25 protein-coding genes are annotated in these 25879 nt (G+C 62.8%); 14 read left to right on the forward strand and 11 right to left on the reverse strand.

The window, feature by feature from the left end; translation table 11 throughout:
• Positions 1-59: 59 nt before the first annotated feature.
• Together ACIP02_RS03110 and ACIP02_RS03115 are read left to right on the forward strand one after the other, a co-directional pair.
• Entirely contained in the window at positions 60-779 is a 720-nt protein-coding gene (locus ACIP02_RS03110; protein ID WP_003253046.1) for a carbonic anhydrase, read from the forward strand.
• Positions 780-972: 193 nt separating this feature from the next.
• Complete coding sequence (locus ACIP02_RS03115; protein ID WP_400613092.1) at positions 973-2505, forward strand: SulP family inorganic anion transporter; 1533 nt, start codon at positions 973-975, stop codon at positions 2503-2505.
• A 139-nt stretch (positions 2506-2644) separates the two neighbouring features.
• Here ACIP02_RS03115 and ACIP02_RS03120 read toward each other — a convergent pair whose 3' ends face one another.
• Positions 2645-3286, reverse strand: coding sequence for a hypothetical protein (locus ACIP02_RS03120; RefSeq protein ID WP_400613094.1), 642 nt, complete (start codon positions 3284-3286; stop codon positions 2645-2647).
• A 369-nt stretch (positions 3287-3655) separates the two neighbouring features.
• On the opposite strand from ACIP02_RS03120, the gene coxB reads away from it, so the two are divergent.
• From coxB to ACIP02_RS03140, 4 genes are read left to right on the forward strand one after another with little or no spacing between them, the layout of a single operon-like run.
• Positions 3656-4783 (forward strand): cytochrome c oxidase subunit II, encoded by a 1128-nt coding sequence (gene coxB, locus ACIP02_RS03125; RefSeq protein ID WP_400613096.1) that lies wholly within the window; start codon positions 3656-3658, stop codon positions 4781-4783.
• 43 nt (positions 4784-4826) lie between these two features.
• The gene (gene ctaD / locus ACIP02_RS03130) at positions 4827-6416 is read left to right on the forward strand and encodes a cytochrome c oxidase subunit I (protein ID WP_400613098.1); all 1590 of its coding nucleotides are present in this window, start codon (positions 4827-4829) and stop codon (positions 6414-6416) included.
• Positions 6417-6426: 10 nt separating this feature from the next.
• Entirely contained in the window at positions 6427-6993 is a 567-nt protein-coding gene (locus tag ACIP02_RS03135) for a cytochrome c oxidase assembly protein (RefSeq protein WP_400613100.1), read from the forward strand.
• 16 nt (positions 6994-7009) lie between these two features.
• Entirely contained in the window at positions 7010-7897 is an 888-nt protein-coding gene (locus ACIP02_RS03140) for a cytochrome c oxidase subunit 3 (RefSeq protein ID WP_400613102.1), read from the forward strand.
• A 99-nt stretch (positions 7898-7996) separates the two neighbouring features.
• On the opposite strand, the gene ACIP02_RS03145 is transcribed toward ACIP02_RS03140, so the two are convergent.
• Complete coding sequence (locus ACIP02_RS03145) at positions 7997-8200, reverse strand: twin transmembrane helix small protein (RefSeq protein WP_003258925.1); 204 nt, start codon at positions 8198-8200, stop codon at positions 7997-7999.
• Between the two features lie 51 nt (positions 8201-8251).
• Between ACIP02_RS03145 and ACIP02_RS03150 the strand changes: the two genes are divergently transcribed.
• Genes ACIP02_RS03150 through ACIP02_RS03170 form a run of 5 tightly spaced genes read left to right on the forward strand, consistent with a single transcriptional unit; the run spans position 8252 to position 12135 of the window.
• Positions 8252-8989, forward strand: a complete 738-nt coding sequence (locus ACIP02_RS03150; protein WP_400613106.1) for an SURF1 family protein — start codon at positions 8252-8254, stop codon at positions 8987-8989.
• Complete coding sequence (locus ACIP02_RS03155; protein WP_400613109.1) at positions 8958-9539, forward strand: hypothetical protein; 582 nt, start codon at positions 8958-8960, stop codon at positions 9537-9539. Before ACIP02_RS03150 ends, ACIP02_RS03155 begins: the two co-directional genes overlap by 32 nt.
• Positions 9540-9548: 9 nt before the next feature.
• The gene (locus tag ACIP02_RS03160) at positions 9549-10628 is read left to right on the forward strand and encodes a heme A synthase (protein ID WP_400613111.1); all 1080 of its coding nucleotides are present in this window, start codon (positions 9549-9551) and stop codon (positions 10626-10628) included.
• Complete coding sequence (gene cyoE / locus ACIP02_RS03165) at positions 10613-11506, forward strand: heme o synthase (RefSeq protein WP_400613113.1); 894 nt, start codon at positions 10613-10615, stop codon at positions 11504-11506. Before ACIP02_RS03160 ends, cyoE begins: the two co-directional genes overlap by 16 nt.
• Positions 11503-12135: an SCO family protein gene (locus tag ACIP02_RS03170; RefSeq protein ID WP_400613116.1), complete on the forward strand. Its 633-nt coding sequence runs from the start codon at positions 11503-11505 to the stop codon at positions 12133-12135. Before cyoE ends, ACIP02_RS03170 begins: the two co-directional genes overlap by 4 nt.
• A gap of 120 nt (positions 12136-12255) precedes the next feature.
• Here ACIP02_RS03170 and ACIP02_RS03175 read toward each other — a convergent pair whose 3' ends face one another.
• From ACIP02_RS03175 to ACIP02_RS03185, 3 genes are all read right to left on the reverse strand, one after another.
• The gene (locus ACIP02_RS03175) at positions 12256-13029 is read right to left on the reverse strand and encodes a MetQ/NlpA family ABC transporter substrate-binding protein (RefSeq protein ID WP_400613118.1); all 774 of its coding nucleotides are present in this window, start codon (positions 13027-13029) and stop codon (positions 12256-12258) included.
• A gap of 64 nt (positions 13030-13093) precedes the next feature.
• Positions 13094-13765 (reverse strand): methionine ABC transporter permease, encoded by a 672-nt coding sequence (locus tag ACIP02_RS03180; RefSeq protein ID WP_012269918.1) that lies wholly within the window; start codon positions 13763-13765, stop codon positions 13094-13096.
• A complete protein-coding gene (locus tag ACIP02_RS03185) occupies positions 13765-14772 on the reverse strand; it encodes a methionine ABC transporter ATP-binding protein (protein ID WP_400613121.1) in 1008 nt (335 codons plus the stop codon). The genes ACIP02_RS03180 and ACIP02_RS03185 overlap by 1 nt, the downstream gene beginning before the upstream one ends.
• Before the next feature lie 225 nt (positions 14773-14997).
• Between ACIP02_RS03185 and katE the strand changes: the two genes are divergently transcribed.
• Positions 14998-17133 carry a catalase HPII gene (gene katE / locus ACIP02_RS03190; RefSeq protein ID WP_400613123.1) on the forward strand — a complete coding sequence of 712 codons (2136 nt, stop codon included), beginning with the start codon at positions 14998-15000 and terminating at the stop codon, positions 17131-17133.
• A 121-nt stretch (positions 17134-17254) separates the two neighbouring features.
• Here katE and ACIP02_RS03195 read toward each other — a convergent pair whose 3' ends face one another.
• The 4 genes from ACIP02_RS03195 to zur all read right to left on the reverse strand — a co-directional run bounded on the left by ACIP02_RS03195 (position 17255) and on the right by zur (position 20119).
• Positions 17255-17962, reverse strand: coding sequence for a PA5502 family lipoprotein (locus ACIP02_RS03195; protein ID WP_400613126.1), 708 nt, complete (start codon positions 17960-17962; stop codon positions 17255-17257).
• Positions 17963-18088: 126 nt separating this feature from the next.
• Positions 18089-18871: a zinc ABC transporter permease subunit ZnuB gene (znuB, locus tag ACIP02_RS03200; RefSeq protein WP_019099207.1), complete on the reverse strand. Its 783-nt coding sequence runs from the start codon at positions 18869-18871 to the stop codon at positions 18089-18091.
• Positions 18864-19637 (reverse strand): zinc ABC transporter ATP-binding protein ZnuC, encoded by a 774-nt coding sequence (gene znuC / locus ACIP02_RS03205; RefSeq protein ID WP_016712841.1) that lies wholly within the window; start codon positions 19635-19637, stop codon positions 18864-18866. Before znuC ends, znuB begins: the two co-directional genes overlap by 8 nt.
• Complete coding sequence (gene zur / locus ACIP02_RS03210) at positions 19634-20119, reverse strand: zinc uptake transcriptional repressor Zur (protein ID WP_400613130.1); 486 nt, start codon at positions 20117-20119, stop codon at positions 19634-19636. The genes znuC and zur overlap by 4 nt, the downstream gene beginning before the upstream one ends.
• An 18-nt stretch (positions 20120-20137) precedes the next feature.
• Between zur and ACIP02_RS03215 the strand changes: the two genes are divergently transcribed.
• Positions 20138-21094, forward strand: a complete 957-nt coding sequence (locus ACIP02_RS03215; RefSeq protein WP_400613132.1) for a zinc ABC transporter substrate-binding protein — start codon at positions 20138-20140, stop codon at positions 21092-21094.
• Between the two features lie 400 nt (positions 21095-21494).
• Here ACIP02_RS03215 and ACIP02_RS03220 read toward each other — a convergent pair whose 3' ends face one another.
• The gene (locus ACIP02_RS03220) at positions 21495-22445 is read right to left on the reverse strand and encodes a homoserine kinase (RefSeq protein ID WP_400613134.1); all 951 of its coding nucleotides are present in this window, start codon (positions 22443-22445) and stop codon (positions 21495-21497) included.
• 69 nt (positions 22446-22514) lie between these two features.
• On the reverse strand, positions 22515-22802 hold the full coding sequence (locus ACIP02_RS03225; RefSeq protein WP_010951520.1) for a DUF2782 domain-containing protein: 288 nt from the start codon (positions 22800-22802) through the stop codon (positions 22515-22517).
• Positions 22803-22877: 75 nt separating this feature from the next.
• Here ACIP02_RS03225 and polA point away from each other — a divergent pair, with 75 nt between their 5' ends.
• Positions 22878-25628: a DNA polymerase I gene (gene polA / locus ACIP02_RS03230; RefSeq protein ID WP_400613136.1), complete on the forward strand. Its 2751-nt coding sequence runs from the start codon at positions 22878-22880 to the stop codon at positions 25626-25628.
• Positions 25629-25879: the final 251 nt, after the last annotated feature.

Here is a 25879-nt window from a genome sequence, read left to right on the forward strand (position 1 = left end):
TAGCCAGAATCTTTCACCGGTAAAATGGATTTACCTACTCACCGTCAAGAGGATGAATCATGCCCGTCAAGGACCCATCCAAGGTCGTACCGCAGGTCCCCGCGGAAAGCGCCGATGCTGCTTTGAAGCACATCGTCGACGGCTTCCTGCGCTTTCACCATGATGTATTCCCCGATCAGCAAGAGCTGTTCAAGAAGCTCGCCACTGCGCAAACCCCGCGCGCCATGTTCATCACCTGCGCCGATTCGCGCATCGTGCCCGAGCTGATCACTCAGAGTTCCCCTGGCGACCTGTTCGTGACCCGTAACGTGGGTAATGTGGTACCGCCTTATGGCCAGATGAACGGCGGTGTTTCCAGCGCCATCGAATACGCCGTAATGGCGCTTAAAGTGCACCACATCATCATTTGCGGCCATTCCGACTGTGGCGCCATGCGTGCGGTACTCAACCCGCAGTCGCTGACCAAGATGCCTACCGTTGGCGCCTGGTTGCGCCACGCTGAAGTGGCCCGTACCGTAGTCGAGAACAACTGCTCCTGCGGTAGTGAACACGAAACGATGCAAGTGCTGACCAAGGAAAACGTCATCGCCCAGCTGCATCACTTGCGTACTCATCCTTCGGTGGCTTCGCGCCTGGCCGCTGGCGAGCTGTTCATCCATGGCTGGGTGTACGACATCGAGACCAGCAAGATCGAAGCCTACGACGCCGCGAGCGACAGCTTCCTGCCTTTGGCTGCTGGCGAGCCAGTGCCCTGCGCCACTCCGAGAGGCCGCTACTAAGCGACCCGTCCGCCCGCTGAAACCTTGATAGCCGGCTGCACCCTGTAGGGGTGTGGCGCGGCGTTCTGCTGCCTTGAATTCCCTGACTGCCTTGCCGGTACGCCCGCTGGCGGCCCGCGCCTGCGCGTTTGTCAGGGGCAAACGTGCCCACGGCCAGGGGAATGGCCGTGCGACTGGAAAAAGGAGAAATACAGTGAACATTACGCAGTTGAAAGCGGCCCTGCCGCGTGAGTTGCTGGCGTCGGTGGTGGTCTTTCTGGTGGCCTTGCCGTTGTGTATGGGTATTGCGATTGCTTCGGGCATGCCACCGGCGAAAGGCCTGATTACCGGCATTATCGGCGGTGTTGTTGTGGGTTTCCTCGCGGGTTCTCCGCTACAAGTCAGCGGCCCCGCCGCGGGCTTGGCGGTGTTGGTGTTCGAGTTGGTGCGCCAGCACGGCATGGCCATGCTCGGGCCGATCCTGTTGCTGGCCGGCCTGCTGCAGTTGGTGGCGGGGCGCCTGCGCCTGGGCTGCTGGTTCCGTGTTACTGCACCGGCGGTGGTGTACGGCATGCTGGCGGGGATTGGCGTGCTGATCGTGCTGTCGCAGGTGCATGTGATGTTCGACACTGCGCCGCAGCCGTCGGGCCTGCAGAACCTGCTGGAGTTCCCGGCAACCTTGAGCGCGGCCCTGCCGCAGGAGAACGCTGGCGCTGGCTGGATAGCCGGTGCGCTGGGCCTGGGTACCATCGCCATCATGTGGGGCTGGGAGCGCTTGCGGCCGCAGCGGCTACGCTTCGTGCCCGGTGCACTGCTCGGGGTGGCGAGCATGACCGCCGTGAGCATGTGGCTGGCCTTGCCGGTGAATCGCGTGCAGGTGCCGGCAGACCTGTCCGAGGCCATCGACTGGCTCCACCCGGGTGACCTGATGCAACTGGCCGACCCTACCCTGCTGGTCGCCGCGTTTGCCCTGGCGTTCATCGCCAGCGCCGAAACCTTGCTGTCGGCAGCAGCGGTCGACCGCATGCACAGCGGCCAGCGTTCGGACTTCGACCGCGAGCTGTCGGCCCAGGGCATCGGCAACATGCTGTGCGGGATACTCGGTGCCCTGCCAATGACCGGGGTGATCGTGCGCAGCTCGGCCAACGTCCAGGCCGGGGCGCAAACCCGGGCCTCGGCGATCTTCCATGGCCTGTGGTTGCTGGCCTTCGTGGTCGCGCTGAGCAGTGTGCTGCAGCAGATTCCGGTGGCGAGCCTGGCGGGGGTACTGGTGTTTACCGGGGTCAAACTGGTCGACTTCAAGGCGTTTCGCGGGCTGGGCCGCTATGGGCGCATGCCGATGTTCACCTATGCGGTGACGGCGCTGGCGATCATCTTCACCGACCTGTTGACCGGTGTGCTGCTCGGTTTTGCCCTGACCTTGCTGAAGCTGGCGTTCAAGGCGGCGCGGCTGAGGATCAACCTGGTCAGCCTGGAGAAGGCTGGGCATATGGAACTAAGGCTCAGTGGCGCGGCCACTTTCCTCAAGGTGCCGGCGTTGACCCAGGTGCTGGATGGGGTGCCAGCGGGGACCACCCTGCATGTGCCGCTGGGTAACTTGAGCTATATCGATCACTCATGCCTGGAATTGCTGGAGGATTGGGGCCGGAGTAACTTGGCGAATGGGTCGCGGTTGTTAATCGAGCAGCGGCGATTGAAGCGGCGGATTGAGGGGCGGTTGCGGACTACGGCGGGGGTTGGGGCCTAAAGCTGAAGTTTTGTATTGCCTGAACTGGCCTATTCGCGGCGGTTCGACGCCTCGATGAACCCGCTCCTACACAGGTACCGTGTTGACACAAAAACAGTGTAGGAGCGGGTTCACCCGCGAATAGGCCGGGACAGGAGTGTCAGGCCGGTTGACCCAGCTCTACACCCAGCTGGCGCGACAGGCACGGCCAGCGCTTCCACGCCGCGCCGGTTTCTGGGCTGCTCAATGTCTCGCGATAAGCCTCTACCGACTCCACCGCAAAGCTCTCGTCATCGAGCATTTCATCAACCGAGTGGTGCACCACTTCGTCCAGCTGGTTGGCGAAAGCTTCGCCGATCAGATGGTGGGCGATCAGGTTGGCCACCGTTGTGTCGACCGGAATCAGTGGTTGTTGGAAGTGGCGGATGTACAGGTCGTTGACTTCTTCCACCAGGCGGTGCGCCAGGTAGGCCTCGTCCAGCAGGCAATCCAGGCCCACATGCCCTTGCATCACGCTGGGCGGTTGCAGGAAGTACGCCTCGGCAATTTTCAGTACAGGTTTGATCTGCGACTCGATCCCGGCTTCGCGGGCAACCGCGTGGGCCGCCTCCAGCAATTCCGGAACCTGGTCGATGTAGGCGCTGACGAAGCGCGCCAAAGTACCCTGGGCGTCCTGCTCAGGCAGTTGGATCGAGGGGTGCAGGTGGGGCAGTTGCAGCTCGAGACGCGTTTTCAATTGGCCGGTCTGGCCTTCGTGTTGATGGGCTTGGCTTACCTGCTCGCGTACAGCAGCGATGTTCATGACAACTCCAGGGACATTACGTTTCAAACGGAAGACACTAAATTAGCTCGGTATACAGAATGCCTAAGACTTGTTTGTTATAAGTGTCGCAAACGTGTGCGCTCTCAGGCATATCGAATGGCCATTATTTGGCCATACCCTATCAAGCACGCGCTTTTCGAGCCATTTGGTCATTACGTGAAGTTCATTTCACAGGCTGCATTGCGTGCCATTGGTCGCTGTCTATACTCCCGTTGAACGTGATTCGTTGATGAGGCCCGACTGCTTTTAGCAGGGGCTCGGTCGTCGAAGCCAGGCAGTCTTGACCGCCGTTCCCTCTTGCCGCAGGCCACGCCTCCGGGACAACAAGAATTAGAAGGGGAACCCGCAATGATGCGACATCCACATGTCTGGATGGGCCTCCTGTTGTGGTCGGTTTTTAGTCAGGCCAACGCGGCCTGGACCGTGAACATGCACCCGGGGGCGACGGAAGTCTCCAACGCCGTCTTCGACCTGCACATGACCATCTTCTGGATCTGCGTGATCATCGGCATCGTGGTATTTGGTGCGATGTTCTGGTCGATGGTCGTCCACCGCCGCTCCACCGGCCAGCAGGCCGCGCATTTCCACGAGCATACCTGGGTGGAAATCATGTGGACCGTGGTGCCATTCCTGATTTTGGTGGTGATGGCCATTCCGGCCACCAAGACCCTGATCGACATCTACGACGCCAGCGAGTCGGACATCGATATCCAGGTCACCGGCTACCAGTGGAAGTGGCACTACAAATACCTGGGCCAGGACGTGGAATTTTTCAGCAACCTGGCCACGCCCGCCGAGCAGATCCACAACCAGGCGCCCAAGGACGAGCATTACCTGCTGGAGGTCGACCAGCCGCTGGTGCTGCCGGTGGGCGCCAAGGTGCGCTTCCTGGTCACTGCCGCCGACGTGATCCACTCCTGGTGGGTGCCGGCTTTCGCGGTCAAGCGCGACGCCATCCCCGGCTTCGTCAACGAAGCCTGGACCCGCATCGAAAAACCCGGCATTTACCGCGGCCAGTGCACAGAGTTGTGCGGCAAGGACCATGGCTTCATGCCGGTGGTGGTCGAGGTGAAATCCAAGGCCGACTACGACACCTGGCTTGGCGAGCGCAAGGCCGAGGCCGCCAAGCTCAAGGAGCTGACCAGCAAGGAATGGACCCTGGAAGAACTGGTCGAGCGCGGCGACAAGGTCTACCACACCACCTGCGTGGCCTGTCACCAGGCCGAAGGCCAAGGCCTGCCGCCGATGTTTCCGGCGCTCAAGGGCTCGAAAATCGCCACCGGGCCGAAGGAAGGCCACCTGAGCATCGTCTTCCACGGCAAGCCGGGCACGGCCATGGCCGCCTTCGGCAAGCAGCTGTCGGAAGTCGACATCGCCGCCGTGGTCACCTACGAGCGCAACGCCTGGGGCAACAACAAGGGCGACATGGTCACGCCGAAGGACGTGCTGGCGCTGAAGCAGGCAGAAGCCAAGTGAACCGGGTTACTCGCGGCAATCAGTGGATTGCAGGAGACAGGACATGAGTGCAGTGATCGACGACCATGCCAGTGGCCATGAGCATGCGCACGGCCCGGCCAAGGGCCTGATGCGCTGGGTGCTGACCACCAACCACAAAGATATCGGCACCATGTACCTGTGGTTCGCCTTCATGATGTTCCTGCTGGGTGGCTCGTTCGCCATGGTGATCCGCGCCGAGCTGTTCCAGCCCGGGCTGCAAATCGTCGAACCGGCGTTTTTCAACCAGATGACCACCATGCATGGCCTGATCATGGTGTTCGGCGCGGTGATGCCGGCCTTTGTCGGCCTGGCCAACTGGATGATCCCGCTGATGATCGGCGCGCCGGACATGGCCCTGCCGCGCATGAACAACTTCAGCTTCTGGCTGCTGCCGGCGGCGTTCCTGTTGCTGGTCTCGACCCTGTTCAGCCCCGGCGGCGGGCCGAACTTTGGCTGGACCTTCTACGCCCCGCTGTCCACCACCTATGCGCCAGCCAGCGTCACCTTCTTCATCTTTGCCATCCACCTGATGGGCATCAGCTCGATCATGGGCGCGATCAACGTGATCGCCACCATCCTCAACCTGCGTGCGCCGGGCATGACCCTGATGAAAATGCCGCTGTTCGTCTGGACCTGGCTGATTACCGCGTTCCTGCTGATTGCGGTGATGCCGGTGCTGGCCGGCGTGGTGACCATGATGCTGATGGACATCCACTTCGGCACCAGCTTCTTCAGTGCCGCCGGGGGTGGTGACCCGGTGCTGTTCCAGCATGTGTTCTGGTTCTTCGGCCACCCCGAGGTGTACATCATGATCCTGCCCGCCTTCGGCGCGGTCAGCTCGATCATCCCGGCGTTCTCGCGCAAGCCGCTGTTCGGCTACACCTCCATGGTGTACGCCACCGGCGCCATTGCCTTCCTGTCGTTCATCGTCTGGGCCCACCACATGTTCGTGGTCGGTATTCCGGTGGTCGGCGAGCTGTTCTTCATGTACGCCACCATGCTGATTGCCGTGCCCACCGGGGTGAAGGTGTTCAACTGGGTGAGCACCATGTGGGAAGGCTCGCTCACCTTCGAAACTCCCATGCTGTTTGCCATCGCTTTCGTCATCCTGTTCACCATCGGCGGCTTCAGCGGGTTGATGCTGGCGATTGCCCCGGCGGACTTCCAGTACCACGACACCTACTTCGTGGTGGCGCACTTCCACTATGTGCTGGTGCCCGGGGCGATCTTCGGCATCTTCGCCTCGGCCTACTACTGGCTGCCGAAATGGACTGGCCACATGTATGACGAAACCCTCGGCAAGCTGCACTTCTGGCTGTCGTTCATCGGCATGAACCTGGCCTTCTTCCCTATGCACTTCGTCGGCCTGGCCGGCATGCCACGGCGTATCCCCGATTACAACCTGCAGTTCGCCGACTTCAACATGGTCTCGTCGATCGGCGCGTTCATGTTCGGTGCCACGCAGATCTTCTTCCTGTTCATTGTCATCAAGTGCATCCGTGGGGGGGCGCCGGCACCGGCCAAACCCTGGGATGGCGCCGAAGGCCTGGAGTGGTCGATCCCCTCGCCTGCGCCTTACCACACCTTCCAGACACCGCCGGAAGTGAAGTAGGAGCGCTGCCATGAACGGCCTGCCGCTGAAACGCCTGGTCACGCGCCTGCTGATGCTGACGGTGGTGATGTTCGCCTTCGGCTTCGCCCTGGTGCCGATCTACGACGTGATGTGCAAGGCCTTCGGCATCAACGGCAAAACCGGCGGGCAGTACGAAGGCAGGCAGATCAGTGACCCATCGCGTTCGGTGCGCGTGCAGTTCATGTCGACCAATGCCAGCGACATGGTCTGGGACTTCTACTCCACGGCCGATCAGCTCGAGGTCAACCCAGGGGCGGTGAACCAGATGATCTTCATCGCGCACAACCCGACCGACCGGCCGATGAGTGCGCAAGCGATACCCAGCATCACGCCGGCCGAAGCTGCGGCGTATTTCCACAAGACCGAGTGCTTCTGCTTTACCCAGCAGGTGCTGCAGCCCGGCGAACGCATCGAGATGCCGGTGCGCTTCATCGTCGACCGCGACCTGCCGGCCAGCTTGAAGCACCTGACATTGGCCTACACCTTGTTCGACATCACCGCTCGCCACCCGCCGGTCGCGCACGTTGCGGCCCAGGGCGTCAAGGGCGCCCGTTAAGGGAAGGAGAACAGCAATGGCAAGTCATGAGCATTACTACGTTCCGGCGCAGAGCAAGTGGCCGATCATCGCCACCCTCGGCATGTTCATCACGGTGTATGGCCTGGGCACCTGGTTCAACGACATGAAGGCCGGCCACCCGGATTCGCATGGACCGCTGATCTTCTTTGTGGGCGCGTTGTTCCTGGCCTACATGCTGTTCGGCTGGTTCGGGGCGGTAGTCAAGGAAAGCCGCGCCGGGTTGTACAGCCCGCAGCTGGACCGCTCGTTCCGCTGGGGCATGAGCTGGTTCATCTTCTCTGAAGTGATGTTCTTCCTGGCTTTCTTCGGCGCGCTGTTCTACGTACGCGTGCTGGCCGGGCCGTGGCTGGGGGGTGAAGGGGCCAAGGGTGTAGCACACATGCTATGGCCGAGCTTCGAGTTCACCTGGCCGTTGCTGCACACGCCCGACCCGAAACTATTCCCGCCGCCGAAGGAGGTGATCGACCCGTGGCACCTGCCGCTGATCAACACCATTTTGCTGGTCAGTTCCAGCGTGACCATCACCATTGCCCACCATGCCCTGCGCCGTGACCACCGTGGGCCACTGAAATTCTGGATGGCGCTGACCATCCTGTTGGGTATCTGCTTTATCGCTCTGCAGGCCTTCGAGTACCACGAGGCCTATACCAAGCTGGGGCTGACGCTGGGCTCCGGGATCTACGGGGCGACGTTCTTCATGCTCACCGGCTTCCACGGCGCCCACGTGACCTTGGGCACGATCATCCTGATCGTGATGTTCGTGCGCATCTTGCGTGGGCACTTCAACCCGGAGAAACACTTTGGTTTCGAGGCGGCCAGTTGGTACTGGCACTTCGTTGATGTGGTGTGGGTGGGGTTGTTCATCTTTGTCTACGTGCTGTGAACAGAGAACCCTGTAGGAGCGGGTTTACCCGCGAATGCGCCGGCACATTCAACATCGCATTCGCGGGTAAACCCGCTCCTACAGGGTCAGCTGAAAACTTCAGAAAGGGGCGTGGGAGACGAGCTGGCCACTGATGAAGCCCCAGGCGACCAAGCCGATGGTCAGGGCCGCCAGGGTCACCCGCACTGTCAGCGCTTTCAGCAGGCGGGTCGAGTTTTCGTCGTCCTTGACCAGAAACACCAGGCCACTGAACAGGCTGGCAATGGTGGCCAACAGCATCAGGACAATCGCGGCCTTGAGCATGGCGCTACTCCGGGGGGATGCGGTGATGTGGATAAGTATAGCGAGGTGCCCGTGAGGCCATTTCGCCCAGGCTGGATACCGACCCTGGTGGTGCTTGCGCTGCTGCCGGGGCTGATTGCGCTTGGCTGCTGGCAACTCGGCCGCGCCGAGGAAAAGCGCGTGCTGCTGGCCAGCTACGCCGAGCGCCGCATTGAAGCGCCGTTGGCCACAGCCCAGCTGACAGCCGATCAAGACAATAGCTTCCGCCGGGTCCACCTGTATGGCCGCTTCGATGCCGAACACAGCGTACTGCTGGACAACCGCATGCGCGACGGGCAGGCCGGGGTCGAGCTGCTGCAACCTTTCCATGATCAGGCCAGCGGCCTGTGGTTGCTGGTCAACCGCGGCTGGTTACCTTGGCCCGACCGCCGTGTGCCGGTGCACTTCGACACCCCTGCGCACGCCTTGGCCCTCGACGCCTCGGTGTATGTCGCACCTGGCAGCACCTTCCAGCTGCACCCGGACCCCACCGGCGGCCAGTGGCCGCACCTGCTGACCGTAATCGATGCTGCACAGCTTTGGCCGCAGCTCGGCCGTGAAGGTTATGCCCACGAACTGCGCCTGGAACCCGGCCCGGCGACCTACCGCCTGGACTGGCCGGTCGTGGCCATGGGCCCGGAAAAACACCTGGGCTACGCCGTGCAGTGGTTTGCCCTGGCGACCGCCCTGGTTCTGCTCTACCTCTATTTCGGCTGGCACCCAAACAAGGAGAAACGCCATGGCCACCGCCACTCCCCTGGAAGTGCCTGAACGTAGCAAGCCCAGAGCCCGCGGGCGTTTTCAGCTGTTGCTGATCCTGTTGGTGGTGCTTGGGCCGATGATCCTGGCCACCAGCATGTACAAGCTCAACTTCTGGGTGCCGGATGGCCGCAGTTACCACGGCGCCATGATCGGCAACGGCGAAAGCCGTACCGATATCGGCGTGGCCGGCCAGGATCAGCGCTGGCAGCTGTTGGTTAGCGCGCCTGCGGCTTGCGCCGAAGACTGCCAGCGCCTGGTGTACCTGGCCCGGCAGATCCAGGTTGGCCTGGGCCGTGATGCCAGCCGCGCCAGCCATGCGCTGGCTGCCGCCCAGCCGCTGAGCGACGACTTCCAGGCGCTGCTCGGCCGCGAGTACCCGCAGCTGCAACGCTACCCGCTGGATGCGCAACGTTATCTGCAGCAAGTCGGCGAGGCCGGCCCGCAACTGTGGATCGTCGACCCGCACGGCAACCTGGTGCTGCGCTACGACGGCAAGGTCAACGGCAAGCACGTACTGGATGACCTGCGTCACCTGCTCAAGCTGTCCAACATCGGCTAGGAGCCTGCCATGGCCAGACCCGGATTTCGCCTTGCTGTGTTCGCCACCCTGCTGGCGCTGCTGGTTGTCCTGCTCGGTGCCTACACCCGCCTGACCCATGCCGGCCTTGGTTGCCCCGACTGGCCGGGTTGCTACGGTTTTATCAGTGTGCCCAAGAGCGACGCGCAGCTGGCCCATGCCGAGCTGCACTTCCCTGAGCACCCGGTGGAGGCAGCCAAAGGCTGGGCCGAGATGGTCCACCGCTATTTCGCCGGCACCCTGGCGGTGGTGATCGCCCTGCTCGCCTTGCAGGCCGTGCGCCGGCATGCCCGCGACGGCCAGCCGTATCGCCTGCCGGTGCTGCTGCTGGGTGTGGTGCTGGCCCAGGCGGCGTTCGGCATGTGGACAGTCACCCTGAAGCTGTGGCCGCAGGTGGTCACCGCGCACTTGCTCGGCGGCTTTACGACCCTGAGCTTGCTGCTGCTGTTGTCCCTGCGTCTATCCCGAGCCTTTGCACCGTTGCCCAAATTGCCGTTGAGCCTGCGCCGCATCGCTGCGCTGGCCCTGCTGGTGGTGATCGGGCAGATCGCCCTGGGCGGCTGGGTCAGCGCCAACTATGCGGCGGTTGCCTGTATCGACGTGCCCACCTGCCACGGCCAATGGTGGCCGGCAGCGGACTTCAGCAACGGCTTCCACCTGACCCAGCACGTCGGCCCCAATTACCTGGGCGGGCAACTGGACAGTGACGCGCGCACAGCCATCCACATCAGCCACCGCCTGGGGGCGCTATTGGTGACCTGCGTGCTGCTGATGCTCAGCTGGAAGCTGCACCGCTGTGGCCTGCCCGGCCTGGCGCGGCTGGTACTGCTGGCGCTGGCCCTGCAAGTGGGCCTGGGCATCAGCAATGTCGTATTCCACCTGCCGTTGGCTGTGGCGGTGGCGCACAACGCGGGGGGGGCGCTGTTGCTGCTGAGCATGGTGCTGGTGAACTACCGTATTCGCGTGGTCGACAAGGTGCGCGTGGGTGTCGGTCATGGCTGGCGCCTGCGGCCGGTGACCGGTGTGGGCATTTCTCATCACATGAGGAACGATTCGTGGCGACGCTTCTGAGCGCACGACGGGCCAGTTGGCGCGATTATCTGGAACTGACCAAACCCAAGGTGGTGGTGCTGATGCTGATCACCTCGCTGGCGGGCATGTTCCTCGCCACCCGCGCGGGTGTGAGCTGGAGCGTGCTGCTGTTCGGCAACCTGGGTATCGGCTTGTGCGCCGGCGGTGCTGCGGTAGTCAACCATGTGGTGGACCGGCGTATCGATGCACTGATGGCGCGCACCCATAAACGGCCACTGGCCCAGGGCCGGGTCGAACCGCTGCCGGCATTGCTGTTCGCCTTGGCCCTGGCGCTGCTGGGCATGGCCCTGCTGCTGGTGTTCACCAATACCCTCACGGCCTGGCTGACCCTGGCCTCGCTGCTTGGCTATGCGGTGCTCTACACCGGCTTTCTCAAGCGCGCCACACCGCAGAACATCGTCATTGGCGGCCTGGCCGGCGCTGCCCCGCCGTTGCTTGGCTGGGTAGCGGTCAGTGGCCATGTCAGCGCCGAGCCACTGTTGCTGGTGCTGATTATCTTTGCCTGGACCCCGCCGCACTTCTGGGCCTTGGCCATTCACCGCAAGGAGGAGTACGCCAAGGCCGATATCCCCATGCTGCCGGTGACCCACGGCGAGCGTTACACCACGCTGCATATCCTGCTGTACACCCTGATTTTGCTGGCGGTAAGCCTGCTGCCGTATACCATCCACATGAGTGGCCCGCTGTACCTGGCCTGTGCCCTGGCCTTGGGCCTGCGCTTCCTGCAATGGGCCTGGGTGTTGTACCGTGGCAGCCGGCCGCACGCGGCGATCAGCACCTTCAAGTACTCTATTGGCTACCTGTTCGCGCTGTTCATCGCGTTGCTCCTCGACCACTACCTGTTGCTGAACCTATGACCCGAACCCAGAAAACCGTCTTCATTCTCGTTGCCCTGGTCGCGTTGATCCTGGGCCTGACCGTCAACAAGGTGCTCAATGGCCGCGACCAGCCCAACCCCACCGAGCTGATCGACGCCGGCATCATTCTGCTGCCGCAAAGCCGCACCGTGGCCGACGTGACCATGACCAACCAGGACGGCCAGCCGGTGCAGCTGGATGACCTGAAGGGCAAATGGTCGTTGCTGTTCTTTGGCTACACCTATTGCCCGGACATCTGCCCGACTACCTTGGCCCAGTTGCGCCAGGTGAAGAGCGAGTTGCCCAAGGAAGCCGTCGACCGGCTGCAGGTGATATTGGTGAGCGTGGACCCGAACCGCGACACGCCGAACCAGCTGAAGCAGTACCTGGGCTATTTCGACAAGGACTTTGTCGGGGTGGCGGGGTCGATCGAGGATACCCAGAAGCTGGCGAATGCCTTGAGCATTCCGTTCATTCCGGCAGATACCAGCAAGCCGGGGTATACCGTGGATCACAGCGGCAACCTGGCGGTTGTGGGGCCGGATGGGCGTCAGCGCGGGTTCATTCGGGCGCCGTTCAATAACCAGAAGCTGGTGGCGCAGTTGCCCGGGCTGGTTAAACGGGATTGAGTGGCTCCTGAAAAGCTTCGCGGGTAAACCCGCTCCCACAGGGATAGCACAAGCCTCGCAGGCAGTGCCGTACCTGTGGGAGCGGGTTTACCCGCGAAGAATCCAGCGCGATTGTTCGGCTTAGAACGCCGGAACCACAGCGCCTTTGTACTTCTCATTGATGAACTGCTTCACCTCAGGCGAGTGCAGCGCTGCTGCCAGTTTCTTCATCGCATCGGAGTCCTTGTTGTCCGGGCGGGCAACCAGGATGTTCACGTAAGGCGAGTCGCTGCCTTCGATGGCCAGGGCGTCTTTCTCTGGGTTCAGCTTGGCTTCCAGCGCATAGTTGGTGTTGATCAGGGCGGCATCGACCTGGGTCAGCACACGTGGGATGGTGGCGGCTTCCAGCTCGCGGAACTTCACGTTTTTCGGGTTCTCGGCAACATCCTTCACGGTCGACAGGATGTTGGTGTTGTCCTTCAGCTTGATCACACCGGACTTGTCCAGCAGCAGCAGGGCGCGGCCGCCGTTGGTGGCGTCGTTGGGGATGACCACGGTGGCCCCGGAAGACAGCTCGTCCAGCTTCTTGATCTTGGTCGAGTACACGCCCAGCGGCTCGATGTGCACGCCGGCCACGCTCACCAGATTAGTGCCCTTGGCCTTGTTGAACTCATCCAGGTACGGCTGGTGCTGGAAGAAGTTGGCGTCCAGGCGCTTTTCTGCAACCTGCACGTTCGGCTGGATGTAGTCGGTGAATTCCTTGACCTTCAGCTCCACGCCTTCTTTCGCCAACTGCGGTTTGACGAAGTTGAGGATTTCGGCGTGCGGCACCGGGGTGGCGGCGACGGTCAGGGTTTCGGCAGCATTGGCCGAGAAGGCCGCGACAGCGGCGACAACAGCAAGCAGCTTCTTCATTGATCACTCCTTGTGAGGGCCGCGACGGCCCCCGAACGGGTCGGCCGGGCCGACCCCATTGGGGTTACTTACGGGAAAAATGCACAACCAGTTTGTCGCCCACGCTCTGCAGCACTTGCACCAGTACCAGCAGCAGTACCACGGTCACCACCATCACATCGGTCTGGAAACGCTGGTAGCCGAAGCGGATGGCCAGGTCGCCGAGGCCGCCTGCGCCGACCACACCGGCCATGGCGGTGTACGAAACCAGGGTAATCGCCGTTACGGTAATGGCTGCAAAGATACCCGGGCGGGCCTCCGGCAGCAGGGCGCTGGTGATGATCTGGCGGGTGGTGGCGCCCATCGACTGGGTCGCTTCGATTATGCCGCGGTCCACTTCACGCAGGGCGGTTTCCACCAGGCGCGCGAAGAATGGCGTGGCCCCTACCACCAGTGGCGGAATGGCGCCGGCTACACCCAGCGAGGTGCCGGTGATCAGCACGGTGAACGGGATCATCACGATCAGCAGGATGATGAACGGCAGCGAGCGCAGGATGTTGACCACCAGCGACAGCAGCGCATACACGCCCTTCTGCTCGAACATCTGCTTCGGCCCGCACAGGAACAGCAGCACGCCCAGCGGCAGGCCCAGCAGCACGGTGAAGAACAGCGAGCCGAACAGCATGATCATGGTGTCGATGGTGGCCAGCCAGATTTCGGCCCAGTCGACGTTGGCGAAGAAATTCAGGGCGTCCATCAACGCAGTACCTCCATATGTACATCAGCTGCCTTGAAGCGGGCGAACGCCGCTTCCATGTCACCGCCGATCAGGGCGAGGGTGAGCTGGCCATAGGGAACATCCTTGATACGGTCGATACGCCCGGCGAGGATGCTGTAGTCCACACCCGTTTCGCGGGCCACGGTGCCCAGCAGCGGCGCGTAGGTGGCGTCGCCCTGGAACGTCAGGCGCACGATGCGGCCCGGTACGTGAGCGAAGTCGTCGCGCTGCTCGCCTTCGTCAACCTGCTCGTCTTCCTGGACAAAGCGCTTGGTGGTGGCGTGCTGTGGGTGCAGGAACACATCGGCCACCGAGCCTTGCTCGACGATCTGGCCGGCGTCCATCACGGCCACGCAGTCGCAGACCCGGCGGATCACGTCCATTTCGTGGGTGATCAGCACGATGGTCAGCTTCAGTTCACGGTTGATCTCGGCCAGCAGTTGCAAGACCGAGGCCGTGGTTTGCGGGTCGAGGGCACTGGTGGCCTCGTCGCACAGCAGGATCTTCGGGTTGGTGGACAAGGCGCGGGCGATGCCGACGCGCTGCTTTTGGCCGCCGGACAGCTGTGCCGGGTACTTTTTGGCGTGGTCCGACAGGCCGACGCGTGCCAGCAGCTCGGTCACGCGCTTGTCGATTTCGCTGCGCGACAGCTCGCCGGCCAGGGTCAGTGGCAAGGCAACGTTGTCGGCGACGGTCTTGGAGGCCAGCAGGTTGAAGTGCTGGAAGATCATGCCGACCTGCTGGCGGAAGCCGCGCAGCTGGTTGGCGTTGAATGCGGTGACGTCTTCGCCGTCGACGATGATCTTGCCGCCGGAAGGCTCTTCCAGCCGGTTGATCAGGCGCAGCATGGTGCTCTTGCCGGCGCCGGAATGGCCGATCAGGCCGAACACCTGGCCATCTTCGATGATCAGGCTGGTCGGATTCAGTGCGGGGATTTCCCTACCGGCAACGCGGTAGGTTTTATGTACCTGTTGGAACTCGATCACGTAGCGAACCTTGTGGGGCGCATGGAATTTGGGGTCAGCGGTTAGCTGAGGTCGCGCATTTTAGCCTTTTCCCTTAGCTGTTCTTAGCATTTATTTCGTAATGCACCAATCCATCGGGCATATGGCGACAACCGGTAAAGTGAATTGAACGCAACGAAGCCGCCTCCGGTCACTACTTGGAACATGCCCCCAAGGGCAGCCTGATGACTGATGAGGAGAGCCCCGATGCCCAGCAAGAAGCCGGATTCGCCGAAACAGAGCCAGCTCGCCGGTACCGATACGCCTGATCGTGCCAACACCAACGCGAAGCTGCAAAGCCTGGAGGAGGTGCGCAGCGATGCCACCGGCCAAGCTTTGCGCACCAACCAGGGCGTGCGCATCGCCGACAATCAGAACACTTTGAAAGCCGGTGATCGTGGCCCCTCGCTGCTTGAAGACTTCATCATGCGCGAGAAGATCACGCACTTTGACCACGAGCGTATTCCCGAGCGGATCGTGCATGCCCGTGGCACGGGTGCGCATGGCTACTTCCAGAGCTATGGCAACCATGCCGAGCTGACCAAGGCAGGTTTCTTGCGGGACCCTGAGAAAATCACGCCTGTATTCGTGCGATTTTCCACTGTACAGGGCCCCCGTGGTTCGGGGGATACCGTGCGTGATGTGCGCGGTTTCGCGGTCAAGTTCTATACCGACGAAGGTAACTTCGACCTGGTCGGCAACAACATGCCGGTCTTCTTCATCCAGGACGCAATCAAGTTCCCCGATTTCGTGCATGCGGTCAAACCCGAGCCCCATAACGAGATCCCTACCGGTGGCTCGGCCCACGACACGTTCTGGGATTTCGTTTCGCTGGTGCCGGAATCGGCCCACATGGTGATGTGGGCGATGTCCGATCGGGCTATCCCGCGCAGCTTGCGCATGATGGAAGGTTTCGGCGTGCATACCTTCCGCCTGATCAACGCCGAGGGCGTGGCCAGTTTCGTCAAGTTCCACTGGAAGCCGCGGCAGGGCGTGCATTCGCTGCTGTGGGACGAGGCGCAGAAGTTGGCGGGCAAGGACACTGACTTCCAGCGTCGTGACCTGTGGGAGGCGATCGAGACCGGTGATTACCCGGAATGGGAACTCGGCGTGCAGATCGTGCCGGAGGCCGACGAGCACAAGTTCGACTTCGACTTGCTGGACCCGACCAAGATTATCCCGGAAGAGCTGGTGCCCGTAACGCCCTTGGGCAAGATGGTGCTGAACCGTAACCCGGACAATTTCTTTGCCGAGGTCGAACAGGTGGCGTTCTGCCCAGGCCATATCGTGCCGGGAATCGACTTTACCAATGACCCGCTGCTGCAGGGCCGGCTGTTCTCGTACACCGATACCCAGATCAGCCGCCTGGGTGGGCCGAACTTCCACCAGATCCCGATCAACCGGCCGGTAGCGCCTAACCACAACAACCAGCGTGATGCGATGCACCAGCACGTCGTGCACAAGGGGCGGGCGTCCTACGAACCCAACTCGATTGACGGCGGCTGGCCCAAGGAAACACCGCCGGCGGCGCAAGACGGCGGCTTCGAGAGCTACCAGGAGCGTATCGATGCGCACAAGATTCGTCAGCGCAGCGAGTCGTTTGGCGATCACTTCTCGCAGGCCCGGCTGTTCTTCCAGAGCATGAGCCCGACCGAGCAACAGCACATTATCAAGGCCTACAGCTTCGAATTGGGCAAAGTGGAACGCGAACATATCCGCGCCCGGGAAGTGAATGAGATTCTCGCCAACATCGATTTGAAGCTGGCTGCAGCGGTTGCAGCAAACCTGGGCCTGCCTGCACCGAAAGCGGGTACGGTGCAGGTCAAGGGCAGCCAGCTGGCGCAATCGCCTGCCTTGAGCCAGATGAACCACCCAGGTTCGGTGGGTATCAAGGGGCGCAAGATTGCCGTGCTGGTGGCCAATGGCGTGGACGCCGCCAGCGTGGACAAACTGGTCAAGGCCCTGGAAGCGCACAGTGCCCGCCCGATGCTGCTGGGACCGACCTCGGCGCCGGTAAAGGCGGCGGATGGCACGCAACTGCCGGTAGCGGCCTCGATGGAAGGGATGCCGTCTATCATGTTCGACGGGATTATCGTACCTGCGGGCAAGGCTTCTACGGATGCCTTGGCCGCTAGCGGCCTGGCCAAGCACTTCTTGCTGGAGGGCTACAAGCACCTCAAGGCGCTGGTGTTGACCCAGTCGCTATTGGGCACGCTGGGGCTGAAGGAGGACAAGGGGCTGTTGTTGGGTGATGACCAGCAGGTGGTAGATGCCTTTGTCAAAGCGGTCGAGGGGCATCGGGTCTGGGAGCGGGAGGCTGCAGCGGAGGCTGTGCCGGCCTAGGGCTGCTTTGCAGCCCATCCGACCGGTCCGGCGCCCCGGCAAGGCCGCTCCTACAAGGGAATGCGATCCCCTGTAGGAGCGGCCTCGTGTCGCGAAAGGGGCGCGCAGCGCCCCCAGGGTCTCAACGCTGATGCGGAACCAGGACCACCTGCGCCGGCAGCGAACGCTGAATTTCATGCTTCTGCTTCAGCTCAAATCCGCTGTCGATCTTGCGCACGCGCTTCTCCAGCAAGGTCTTCAGCCACGGCGCATCATCGGTGCGCGGCACCTGGAATACCACCTCGCACTGGTAGCTCACCACATCGGCAGCAATCTCATCCAGCTGGCGGCGCATGGCGCGGCTGTCGGTGGTCTTCAAGGCCACCACGGTGCTTGGCGCGGTCGGGTCGATGATGCGTGCCTTTGGCTTGGCCTCGGCGGCCTTAAGCGCAGCCTCTGCTTTCTCCAGCTCCGCCTTGCGGGCCTGGGACAGGGGGTCGCCACCGGTCACTGCCGGGGCTTGCGGCATCAGTGCCCGGGCACGGGCCAGGGCGGTAGCTGCTGCGTTCACATCACCCTTCTGCAACACGATCTGGCTACGTTGCAGGTAGGCTTCGGCCAACTGGCGCTGGTATTGCTCCAGGCGCGCGTCGTCCGGTGACTGGGCCTGCAGGGCCGTCAACTGGTCTTCGGCGGTGGCCAGTTCGTTGCTGGCGATGTTTTGTTGCAACTGCTGCCAGGCATCGGCTTGGGCAGGTGCGGTGGCCTGTTCTACCGGCGCACTGGAGCAGGCAGCCAGGAGCAGGGAAAACGCGGCAACAAGCAGATAACGGGAGGCAAACGGCTTCATTCCTGCGACTCTCTATTTGCGCAAAAAGCGAGCAAGTCTACACCCAGGTGCGCACGCTCGAAAACAGGTCTTACAGACCCTTTACCCGGCAAAAGGTTGCAAGGCGTGCCGGCACACGCCCTGTCTTCAGCGCTTTGGCAGGGCCAGGCTCAGCAAGAATAGCACCGCTGCACAGACCACGATCGACGGCCCGGCGGGGGTGTCCTTGAACCAGGACATGGCCAGGCCACCGCAAACGGCGGTCACGCCCAGCAGGCTGGCGCCCAGGGCCATCTGCTCGGGCGAGCGGGCGTGACGCTGCGCCGCAGCGGCGGGGATGATCAACAGCGAGGTGATCAGCAGCACGCCGACGATCTTCATGGCGACGGCAATCACCACGGCAATCAGCAGCATCAGCGCCATGCGCAGGCCAGCCACGGGCAGGCCCTCGACCATCGCCAGCTCTTCATGCACGGTAACCGCCAGCAGTGGCCGCCAGAGCACGGCGAGCAGCAGCAGGACCAGCGCACTGCCGCCGAGGATCCAGGCCAGGTCGGTGGTGCTGATGGCCAGCAGGTCGCCGAACAGGTAGGCCATCAAGTCGATGCGCACGTCGTGCATGAAACTCAGCACCACCAGGCCCAGCGACAAGGTGCTGGGGGCGAGGATACCGAGCAGGGTGTCGGAGGCCAGCGGCTGGCGTTGCTGCAAGGTCACCAGCAGGATCGCCAGCAACAGGCAGCCGACGGTTACCGCCAAGGCCGGGCTTACATCCAGTACGAAGCCCATAGCCACGCCCAGCAGTGCGGCGTGGGACAGGGTGTCGCCGAAATAAGCCATGCGCCGCCACACCACGAAAGAGCCGAGCGGGCCCGCAACCACTGCCAGGGAAAGGCCCGCAAGCAAGGCGTAAAGAAGAAAATCAGCCATGCTTGCAGTGCTCTCCGTGAACATGGGTGCCGGGGGCGACGACCGAGCCGTGCAGGTCGTGGCTGTGGTCGTGATGGTGGTGGTAAACGGCCAGGCTCGGGGCGTTCTGGCCGAACAGCTCGACGAAGGCCGGGTCGTTGCTGACTTGCTCCGGGTGGCCCGAGCAACATACGTGTCGGTTCAGGCACACCACCTGGTCAGTGGCGCTCATCACCAGGTGCAGGTCATGGGACACCATCAGCACGCCGCAGCCGTGGCGGTCGCGCAGCCGGGTGATGAGGTTGTACAGCTCGGTCTGGCCAACCACATCCACGCCTTGAACCGGCTCGTCGAGTACCAGCAGCTGGGGCTCGCGCAGCAGTGCGCGGGCCAGCAGCACACGCTGCATCTCACCACCGGAGATGGTCTGGATCGGGCTGTCGATGACCTGTTCGGCGCCCACTTCCTGCAGCGCCGACAAGGCTGCCGCACGGTCTACCCCGGGCACCAGGCGCAGGAAGCGCAGCACCGACAGCGGCAGCGTGGCATCTACCTGGATTTTTTGCGGCATGTAGCCGATGCGCAGCTTTGGCTTGCGCCACACCTTGCCACGGTGCGGCTTGAGTAGCCCGAGTACGGCGCGCACCAGGGTGGTCTTGCCCGCGCCGTTGGGGCCGATCAAGGTGACGATCTGGCCCGGCGCGACCGACAGGTCGATGCTGTCGAGCACCGCCTCGCCGCCAAAGGTGACGCCGACCTGCTCCAGGCGGATCAGCGCGTCGCTCATGCCGCGCTCCGGCAGTTGCCGCACAAGCCAACCACTTCCACGGTCTGGGTCTCGACGGTGAAGCCGACGCCCTTGGCGCTGCCGATGATGGCTTCGCTGATGCTGCTCTGTTCCAGCTCGATGGCCACATGGCATTCGCGGCAGATCAAAAACTGGCCCTGGTGCACGTGCTCGGGGTGGCTGCAGCCGATGAAGGCGTTGAGCGAGGCGATGCGGTGTACCAGGCCGTTTTCCAGCAGGAAGTCGAGTGCGCGGTACACCGTGGGTGGTGCGGCGCGGCGGCCGTCCTGCTCGCTGAGCACGGCGAGGATATCGTAAGCGCCCAGTGGCTTGTGGCTTTGCCACACCAGCTCCAGAACCCGGCGGCGTAGCGCGGTCAGGCGCAGGCCTTGGCGGGTGCACAGGGCGTCGGCTTCAGCCAAAGCGCTGTGGACGCAATGGGAGTGATCGTGAGGACGGTTGGCCAGCGGCGTGATGGACATGGGCAGCGACGGTTCTGGATGGAGACGTTATTATGTTACCTGTTTCTCACGACCCGAGTATTCACCGTGTCCCGATTTCTAGCCCTTTTTGTCGCTTTCATCGCATGCTCGGCCCAGGCCGATGTGCGTGTGCTGGCCAGTATCAAACCGCTGCAGCAGATTGCCGCTGCCGTGCAGGAGGGTGTCGGCAGCCCTGAGGTATTGCTGCCGCCAGGTGCTTCGCCGCACCACTACGCGCTGCGCCCGTCCGACGTACGGCGGGTGGGCGATGCCGACCTGCTGTATTGGATCGGCCCGGACATGGAGAGCTTCCTGCCACGCGTACTGGGCAGCCGCAGCAAGGTCACGGTGGCTGTGCAGTCGCTGCCGGGCATGAAGCTGCGTCACTTTGGCGAGGACAGCCATTCCCATGAGGAAGCGGACCACGATGACCATGACCACGACCACCGCCCGGGCAGCCTGGATGCGCACTTGTGGCTATCGTCGGCCAATGCGCGGGTAATCGCGGCAAAAATGGCAGCTGACCTGGCCCAGGCCGATCCCGCCAATGCGGCGCGCTACCAGAGCAACCTGAAGACCTTCGTCGAACGTATGGACGCGCTGGACGGGCGGATCAAGGCGCGGATGGCGGGTATTGCCGACAAACCCTACTTCGTGTTCCACGAGGCGTTCGACTATTTCGAGGCGGAATACGGCTTGAAGCACACTGGCGTGTTCAGCGTGGCGTCCGAGGTGCAGCCAGGGGCCCAGCATGTGGCCGCTATGCGCAAGCGCCTGCAGGAAGTGGGCAAGACCTGTGTGTTCAGCGAGCCGCCACTGCGCCCGCGCCTGGCCGAGACCCTGACGGCCGGGCTGCCGGTGCGCCTGGCTGAGCTGGATGCACTGGGTGGTACTGATCCGGTAGACGGCAAGGGTTATGAGCGTTTGCTGGAGAAGCTGGGCGGTGACCTGGCGGGGTGCCTGGAGCAGTTGTAAGCCTGCTTTGCCTTACGTCCTGCTGGAGATTGCATCAAGGCTGGCAGGGGCTTGCCTTGATGCTTTCAGCGCCTATGAGATCGAGCGCCGCCCACGCGGCGCTTCGCGGGACAAGCCCGCTCCCACATCTGTTCGGGCCAGTCATTCCTGTGAAGTCACCTCGGGCCGCCTTGTTTGTTCCATTCGATATCGAAGGGGGCGCCGCTGCTCTTCATCCATCTCCAGTCCTGCACCAAGGCTGTAACCCATCTGGCGCAGGAATAATTGGCCCGAAACAGATGTGGGAGCGGGCTTGTCCCGCGAAGCGCCGCGTGGGCGGCGCTCGATCTCACAGGCGCTGAAGGCATAAAGGCGGGCACCTGTCAGCCTTCACCCAATCCCCTGCCAGGCCCACTGGGACTCAGAGCGCAAACGGCAAGTGCAAAGCCACCTGCTGGCGCTGCGCCAAACGCACTTCAAACTCGCTCGGGTCATGGATCATCACGTCCATCCCGGCAAACGACTCCGCCGCAATCAGGCGCGACAGCCAGAAGCGTACGCAGCCTACCCGCAACATTTCCGGCCACAGTTCGGCCTCGGCTGCAGTGAACGGCCGCAGCGCCGCATAGGCCGCCAGCAGCGCCTGGGCACGCGGCATGTCGATCGCGCCGTGCTCATCCAGGCACCAGTCGTTCACGGTGATGGCGATGTCATACAGCATCGGCCCCGAGCAGGCGTTGTAGAAATCGATCACACCGGTCAGGTGGGTGCCTTCGAACATCACGTTGTCGCGGAACAGGTCGGCGTGCAGGTTGGCCCGTGGCAAGGCCAGGATCTGCGCCTTGTGCGCACCGATTTCGTCCAGCGCCGGCTGCAGCAGCGCGGCTTGTTCGGCCGTCAGGCGTGGCAGCAACTCGGCACCCGAGGCCAGCATCCAGTCCAGGCCACGGTCGGTGCGGCGCTCGATGATGTGCTCGCGGGTGGCCAGGTGGATGTGCGCCAGCAGTTCGCCGACCTGGGCGCAGTGCTGGGCATTGGGAGCCTTGATGTGCTTGCCCGACAGCCGTGGCTGCAGCAGCGCCGGCTTACCGCAGAGTTCGCGCAGGCCGTGGCCGTCGCGGTCACGAACTGCGTACGGCACCGGCATGTCGGCTGCGTGCAGGGTATCGAGCAGCTCAATGAAGAACGGCATGTCCTCGGCGGGCCCACGCTCGATCAGCGTCAGGACGAACTCCCCCTGTTCGAGGCTGACGAAGAAATTGCTGTTCTCGGTGCCGGCGGCAATGCCCTGAAAGTCGAGCAGACGGCCCAGCGCGTACGGCGCCAGAAAGGTTTCCAGCTCAGGCCGGGTCACGGGGGTGAAGACTGACATGATGAAAAATTGCCCATACGGGCACTTCCGCCGGGAAGTGCCGGGTTGATGTGAACGGTGCGCGTCAGATTACCACTCGAAGATCTTCCAGGACGGAATCAGCATGTCCGGCTGGTCGGATCGAATGAAATTGGCATCGGTGCCATCGGCGCGTACCAGGAAATAAGGCTTGCCGTTTTTCGGTGTGATCTTGATCGCATACAGGAAGCCGTTCTGCCGGTATTCCTGGATGGTCTTGTCGCCTTCCGTGCGAATGGTCACCTCGGGATCGGCCGAGGGGGCGTCGTCCGCCGCCAGGGTGACGACCGGCATGGTTGCCAACAGGCCGAGCAGTAACAGGCGATTGAGTGTACGCATGATAACCTAGTCCCTTTGTCGTCAATGATTCTGGCTATTCTAGCGCCGGACCCGTCGAAAAGGTTGATTCTGCTCATGAGCCAAGCGCCCCTCGTCCTGGTGGACGGTTCCTCCTACCTGTACCGCGCCTTCCACGCGCTGCCGCCGCTGACCACGTCCAAGGGCATGCCGACCGGTGCGGTGAAGGGTGTGCTGAACATGCTCAAGAGCCTGCGCAAGCAATACCCCGACAGCCTGTTCGCGGTGGTTTTCGACGCCAAGGGCGGCACCTTCCGTGACGCCATGTTCGCCGAATACAAGGCCAACCGCCCAAGCATGCCCGACGACCTGCGGGTACAGGTCGAGCCGTTGCATGCCAGTGTCAAGGCGCTGGGCTACCCGCTGCTGTGCGTAGAAGGGGTCGAGGCCGATGACGTGATCGGCACCCTGGCGCGCAGCAGTGCCACCCAGGGCCGCCCGGTGATCATCTCGACCGGCGACAAGGACATGGCGCAGCTGGTGGACGGCCACGTGACCTTGGTCAACACCATGACCGGCAGCGTGATGGACGTTGCCGGCGTGCACGAAAAGTTTGGCGTCGGTCCGGAGCACATCATCGACTTCCTTGCGCTGATGGGCGACAAGGTCGACAACATCCCCGGTGTGCCGGGCGTTGGTGAAAAGACCGCAGTTGGCCTGCTGACCGGTATCGGCGGCGGCCTCAGCGACCTGTACGCCAACCTCGACAAGGTTCCGACCCTGGCCATCCGCGGCGCCAAGACCCTGCCGGCCAAGCTCGAGGAGCACCGCGATTCGGCGTTCCTGTCCTATGAACTGGCCACCATCAAGTGCGATGTACCACTGGATGTCGAGGTCGAGGCACTGGTGTGCGGTGAGCCGGACCGCGACGCGCTGCTGGCGCTGTACACCGAAATGGAGTTCAAGAGCTGGGTCGCCGAGGTGCAGCGCGAGGCGAGCAAGGCTGGCGAGGATCTCGCCCCGGTCGTCGATGAGCCGGTGGCCAAGGTCGAACCGAAATACGAGACCATCCTCGACCAGGCCCGCTTCGACGCCTGGCTGGAAAAGCTGCGCCAGGCGCCGCTGTTCGCCTTCGACACCGAAACCACCAGTCTTGACGCCCAACAGGCGCAGCTGGTCGGCCTGTCATTCGCCGTCGAACCCCATGAAGCTGCTTATGTGCCCCTGGCCCACGACTACGATGGCGCTCCGGCACAGCTGGACCGTGAGGCCGTGCTGCTGGCACTGAAGCCTCTGCTGGAAGACCCAGCCAAGGCCAAGGTCGGGCAGAACGCCAAGTACGACATCAACATTCTCGCCAATGCCTCACCGGCCATCGAAATGCGCGGCGTGGCCTACGACACCATGCTCGAGTCGTATGTGCTCAACTCCACTGCGACCCGTCACGACATGGACAGCCTGGCGCAGAAGTACCTCGACCACAGCACCATCGCCTTCGAGGACATCGCCGGCAAGGGTGCCAAACAGCTGACCTTCAACCAGATCAACCTGGACAAGGCCGGCCCGTACGCCGCCGAAGATGCCGACATTACCCTGCGCTTGCACCAGGCGCTGCAGGCCCGCCTGGCGCAGACGCCAAGCCTGCAGCCGGTGCTGATGGACATCGAGATGCCGCTGGTCCCGGTGCTGGCCAAGATCGAGCGCCAGGGCGCGCTGGTCGATGCCGCACTGCTGCATGTGCAAAGCGGTGAGCTAGGCGTGAAGATGGCCGAGCTGGAGCAGCGTGCCTACGAGCTGGCCGGTGAAGAATTCAACCTCGGCTCGCCCAAGCAGCTGGGCGCGATCCTGTATGACAAGTTGGGCATGCCGGTGCTGAGCAAGACCGCAAAGGGCCAACCCTCCACCGCCGAAGCGGTGCTCGACGAACTGGCCGAGCAAGGCTACCCGCTGCCTGAGGTACTGATGCAGTACCGCAGCCTGAGCAAGCTCAAGAGCACCTACACCGACAAGCTGCCGGGGCAGATCAACCCACGCACCGGGCGTATTCACACCTCGTACCAGCAGGCGGTGGCGGCTACCGGCCGGCTGTCGTCGAGCGACCCGAACCTGCAGAACATTCCGATCCGTACCGCCGAAGGCCGACGCATTCGCCAAGCATTCGTTGCCAGCCCCGGCTACAAGCTGCTGGCGGCGGACTACTCGCAGATCGAGCTGCGCATCATGGCCCACCTGGCCAAGGACGAAGGCTTGTTGCACGCCTTCCGCAACGACCTCGACGTGCACCGCGCCACGGCAGCAGAAGTGTTCGGGGTGGCGCTGGAAGACGTCACCACCGACCAGCGTCGCAAAGCCAAGGCCATCAACTTTGGCCTGATCTACGGCATGAGCGCGTTTGGCCTGGCCAAGCAGATCGGTGTCGACCGCAAGCAGTCGCAGGACTACATCGACCGTTACTTCGCCCGCTACCCCGGCGTGCTGGCCTACATGGAGCGCACTCGCGCCCAGGCTGCCGAGCAAGGTTTTGTCGAGACTCTGTTCGGCCGCCGCCTGTACCTGCCAGACATCAACGCCAAGAACCCGGCCCTGCGTAAAGGCGCCGAGCGCACGGCAATCAACGCGCCAATGCAGGGCACAGCAGCCGACATCATCAAACGCGCCATGGTCAATGTGGATAACTGGCTGAGCGAGAGCGGGCTGGATGCCCGGGTGATCCTCCAGGTACACGACGAACTGGTGCTCGAGGTGCGTGAGGACCTGGTTCAACAGGTGAACGATGAAATTCGCCAGCATATGAGCCAGGCCGCCCAGCTGGATGTACCCCTGCTGGTTGAAGCAGGAATTGGTGCGAATTGGGACGAAGCTCACTGATTGAGCCGGTAAAGCTGTGTAGGATCTGCGACGGGGTGACGCGGATCCTGGCACCGCTAGTGTCGTTGGTGCTGAGGTTTGATGAAACTATCGCAAATAGTTTTCAGGGCTTCGGAACTAAACCGGTGAAGCGGAACTCAGAGTAACTGAATGGCTGGTGAAGCCTTTCGATGCTCCTATGTTGTGTTAAGTGTTGGCAGATATCTGGACCCCGCCCTAGCGGTCCGGACTTGGACCCCGAACTTCCCCCT

The organism is Pseudomonas sp. NPDC089408 (assembly GCF_044749445.1).
Lineage (GTDB): Bacteria > Pseudomonadota > Gammaproteobacteria > Pseudomonadales > Pseudomonadaceae > Aquipseudomonas.

Excerpts from the sequence above, each read along its gene's own strand:
- katE (WP_400613123.1), top strand. The coding sequence starts at position 14,998 with ATGCCCAGCAAGAAGCCGGATTCGCCGAAACAGAGCCAGCTCGCCGGT.
- znuC (WP_016712841.1), bottom strand. The coding sequence starts at position 19,637 with ATGAGCGACGCGCTGATCCGCCTGGAGCAGGTCGGCGTCACCTTTGGC.
- ACIP02_RS03145 (WP_003258925.1), bottom strand. The coding sequence starts at position 8,200 with ATGCTCAAGGCCGCGATTGTCCTGATGCTGTTGGCCACCATTGCCAGC.
- ACIP02_RS03160 (WP_400613111.1), top strand. The coding sequence starts at position 9,549 with ATGGCCAGACCCGGATTTCGCCTTGCTGTGTTCGCCACCCTGCTGGCG.
- ACIP02_RS03120 (WP_400613094.1), bottom strand. The coding sequence starts at position 3,286 with ATGAACATCGCTGCTGTACGCGAGCAGGTAAGCCAAGCCCATCAACAC.
- polA (WP_400613136.1), top strand. The coding sequence starts at position 22,878 with ATGAGCCAAGCGCCCCTCGTCCTGGTGGACGGTTCCTCCTACCTGTAC.
- ACIP02_RS03110 (WP_003253046.1), top strand. The coding sequence starts at position 60 with ATGCCCGTCAAGGACCCATCCAAGGTCGTACCGCAGGTCCCCGCGGAA.
- ACIP02_RS03170 (WP_400613116.1), top strand. The coding sequence starts at position 11,503 with ATGACCCGAACCCAGAAAACCGTCTTCATTCTCGTTGCCCTGGTCGCG.
- ACIP02_RS03155 (WP_400613109.1), top strand. The coding sequence starts at position 8,958 with ATGGCCACCGCCACTCCCCTGGAAGTGCCTGAACGTAGCAAGCCCAGA.
- ctaD (WP_400613098.1), top strand. The coding sequence starts at position 4,827 with ATGAGTGCAGTGATCGACGACCATGCCAGTGGCCATGAGCATGCGCAC.
- coxB (WP_400613096.1), top strand. The coding sequence starts at position 3,656 with ATGATGCGACATCCACATGTCTGGATGGGCCTCCTGTTGTGGTCGGTT.
- ACIP02_RS03195 (WP_400613126.1), bottom strand. The coding sequence starts at position 17,962 with ATGAAGCCGTTTGCCTCCCGTTATCTGCTTGTTGCCGCGTTTTCCCTG.
- ACIP02_RS03140 (WP_400613102.1), top strand. The coding sequence starts at position 7,010 with ATGGCAAGTCATGAGCATTACTACGTTCCGGCGCAGAGCAAGTGGCCG.
- ACIP02_RS03175 (WP_400613118.1), bottom strand. The coding sequence starts at position 13,029 with ATGAAGAAGCTGCTTGCTGTTGTCGCCGCTGTCGCGGCCTTCTCGGCC.
- ACIP02_RS03215 (WP_400613132.1), top strand. The coding sequence starts at position 20,138 with ATGGAGACGTTATTATGTTACCTGTTTCTCACGACCCGAGTATTCACC.
- ACIP02_RS03180 (WP_012269918.1), bottom strand. The coding sequence starts at position 13,765 with ATGGACGCCCTGAATTTCTTCGCCAACGTCGACTGGGCCGAAATCTGG.
- ACIP02_RS03135 (WP_400613100.1), top strand. The coding sequence starts at position 6,427 with ATGAACGGCCTGCCGCTGAAACGCCTGGTCACGCGCCTGCTGATGCTG.
- zur (WP_400613130.1), bottom strand. The coding sequence starts at position 20,119 with ATGTCCATCACGCCGCTGGCCAACCGTCCTCACGATCACTCCCATTGC.
- znuB (WP_019099207.1), bottom strand. The coding sequence starts at position 18,871 with ATGGCTGATTTTCTTCTTTACGCCTTGCTTGCGGGCCTTTCCCTGGCA.
- ACIP02_RS03225 (WP_010951520.1), bottom strand. The coding sequence starts at position 22,802 with ATGCGTACACTCAATCGCCTGTTACTGCTCGGCCTGTTGGCAACCATG.
- ACIP02_RS03220 (WP_400613134.1), bottom strand. The coding sequence starts at position 22,445 with ATGTCAGTCTTCACCCCCGTGACCCGGCCTGAGCTGGAAACCTTTCTG.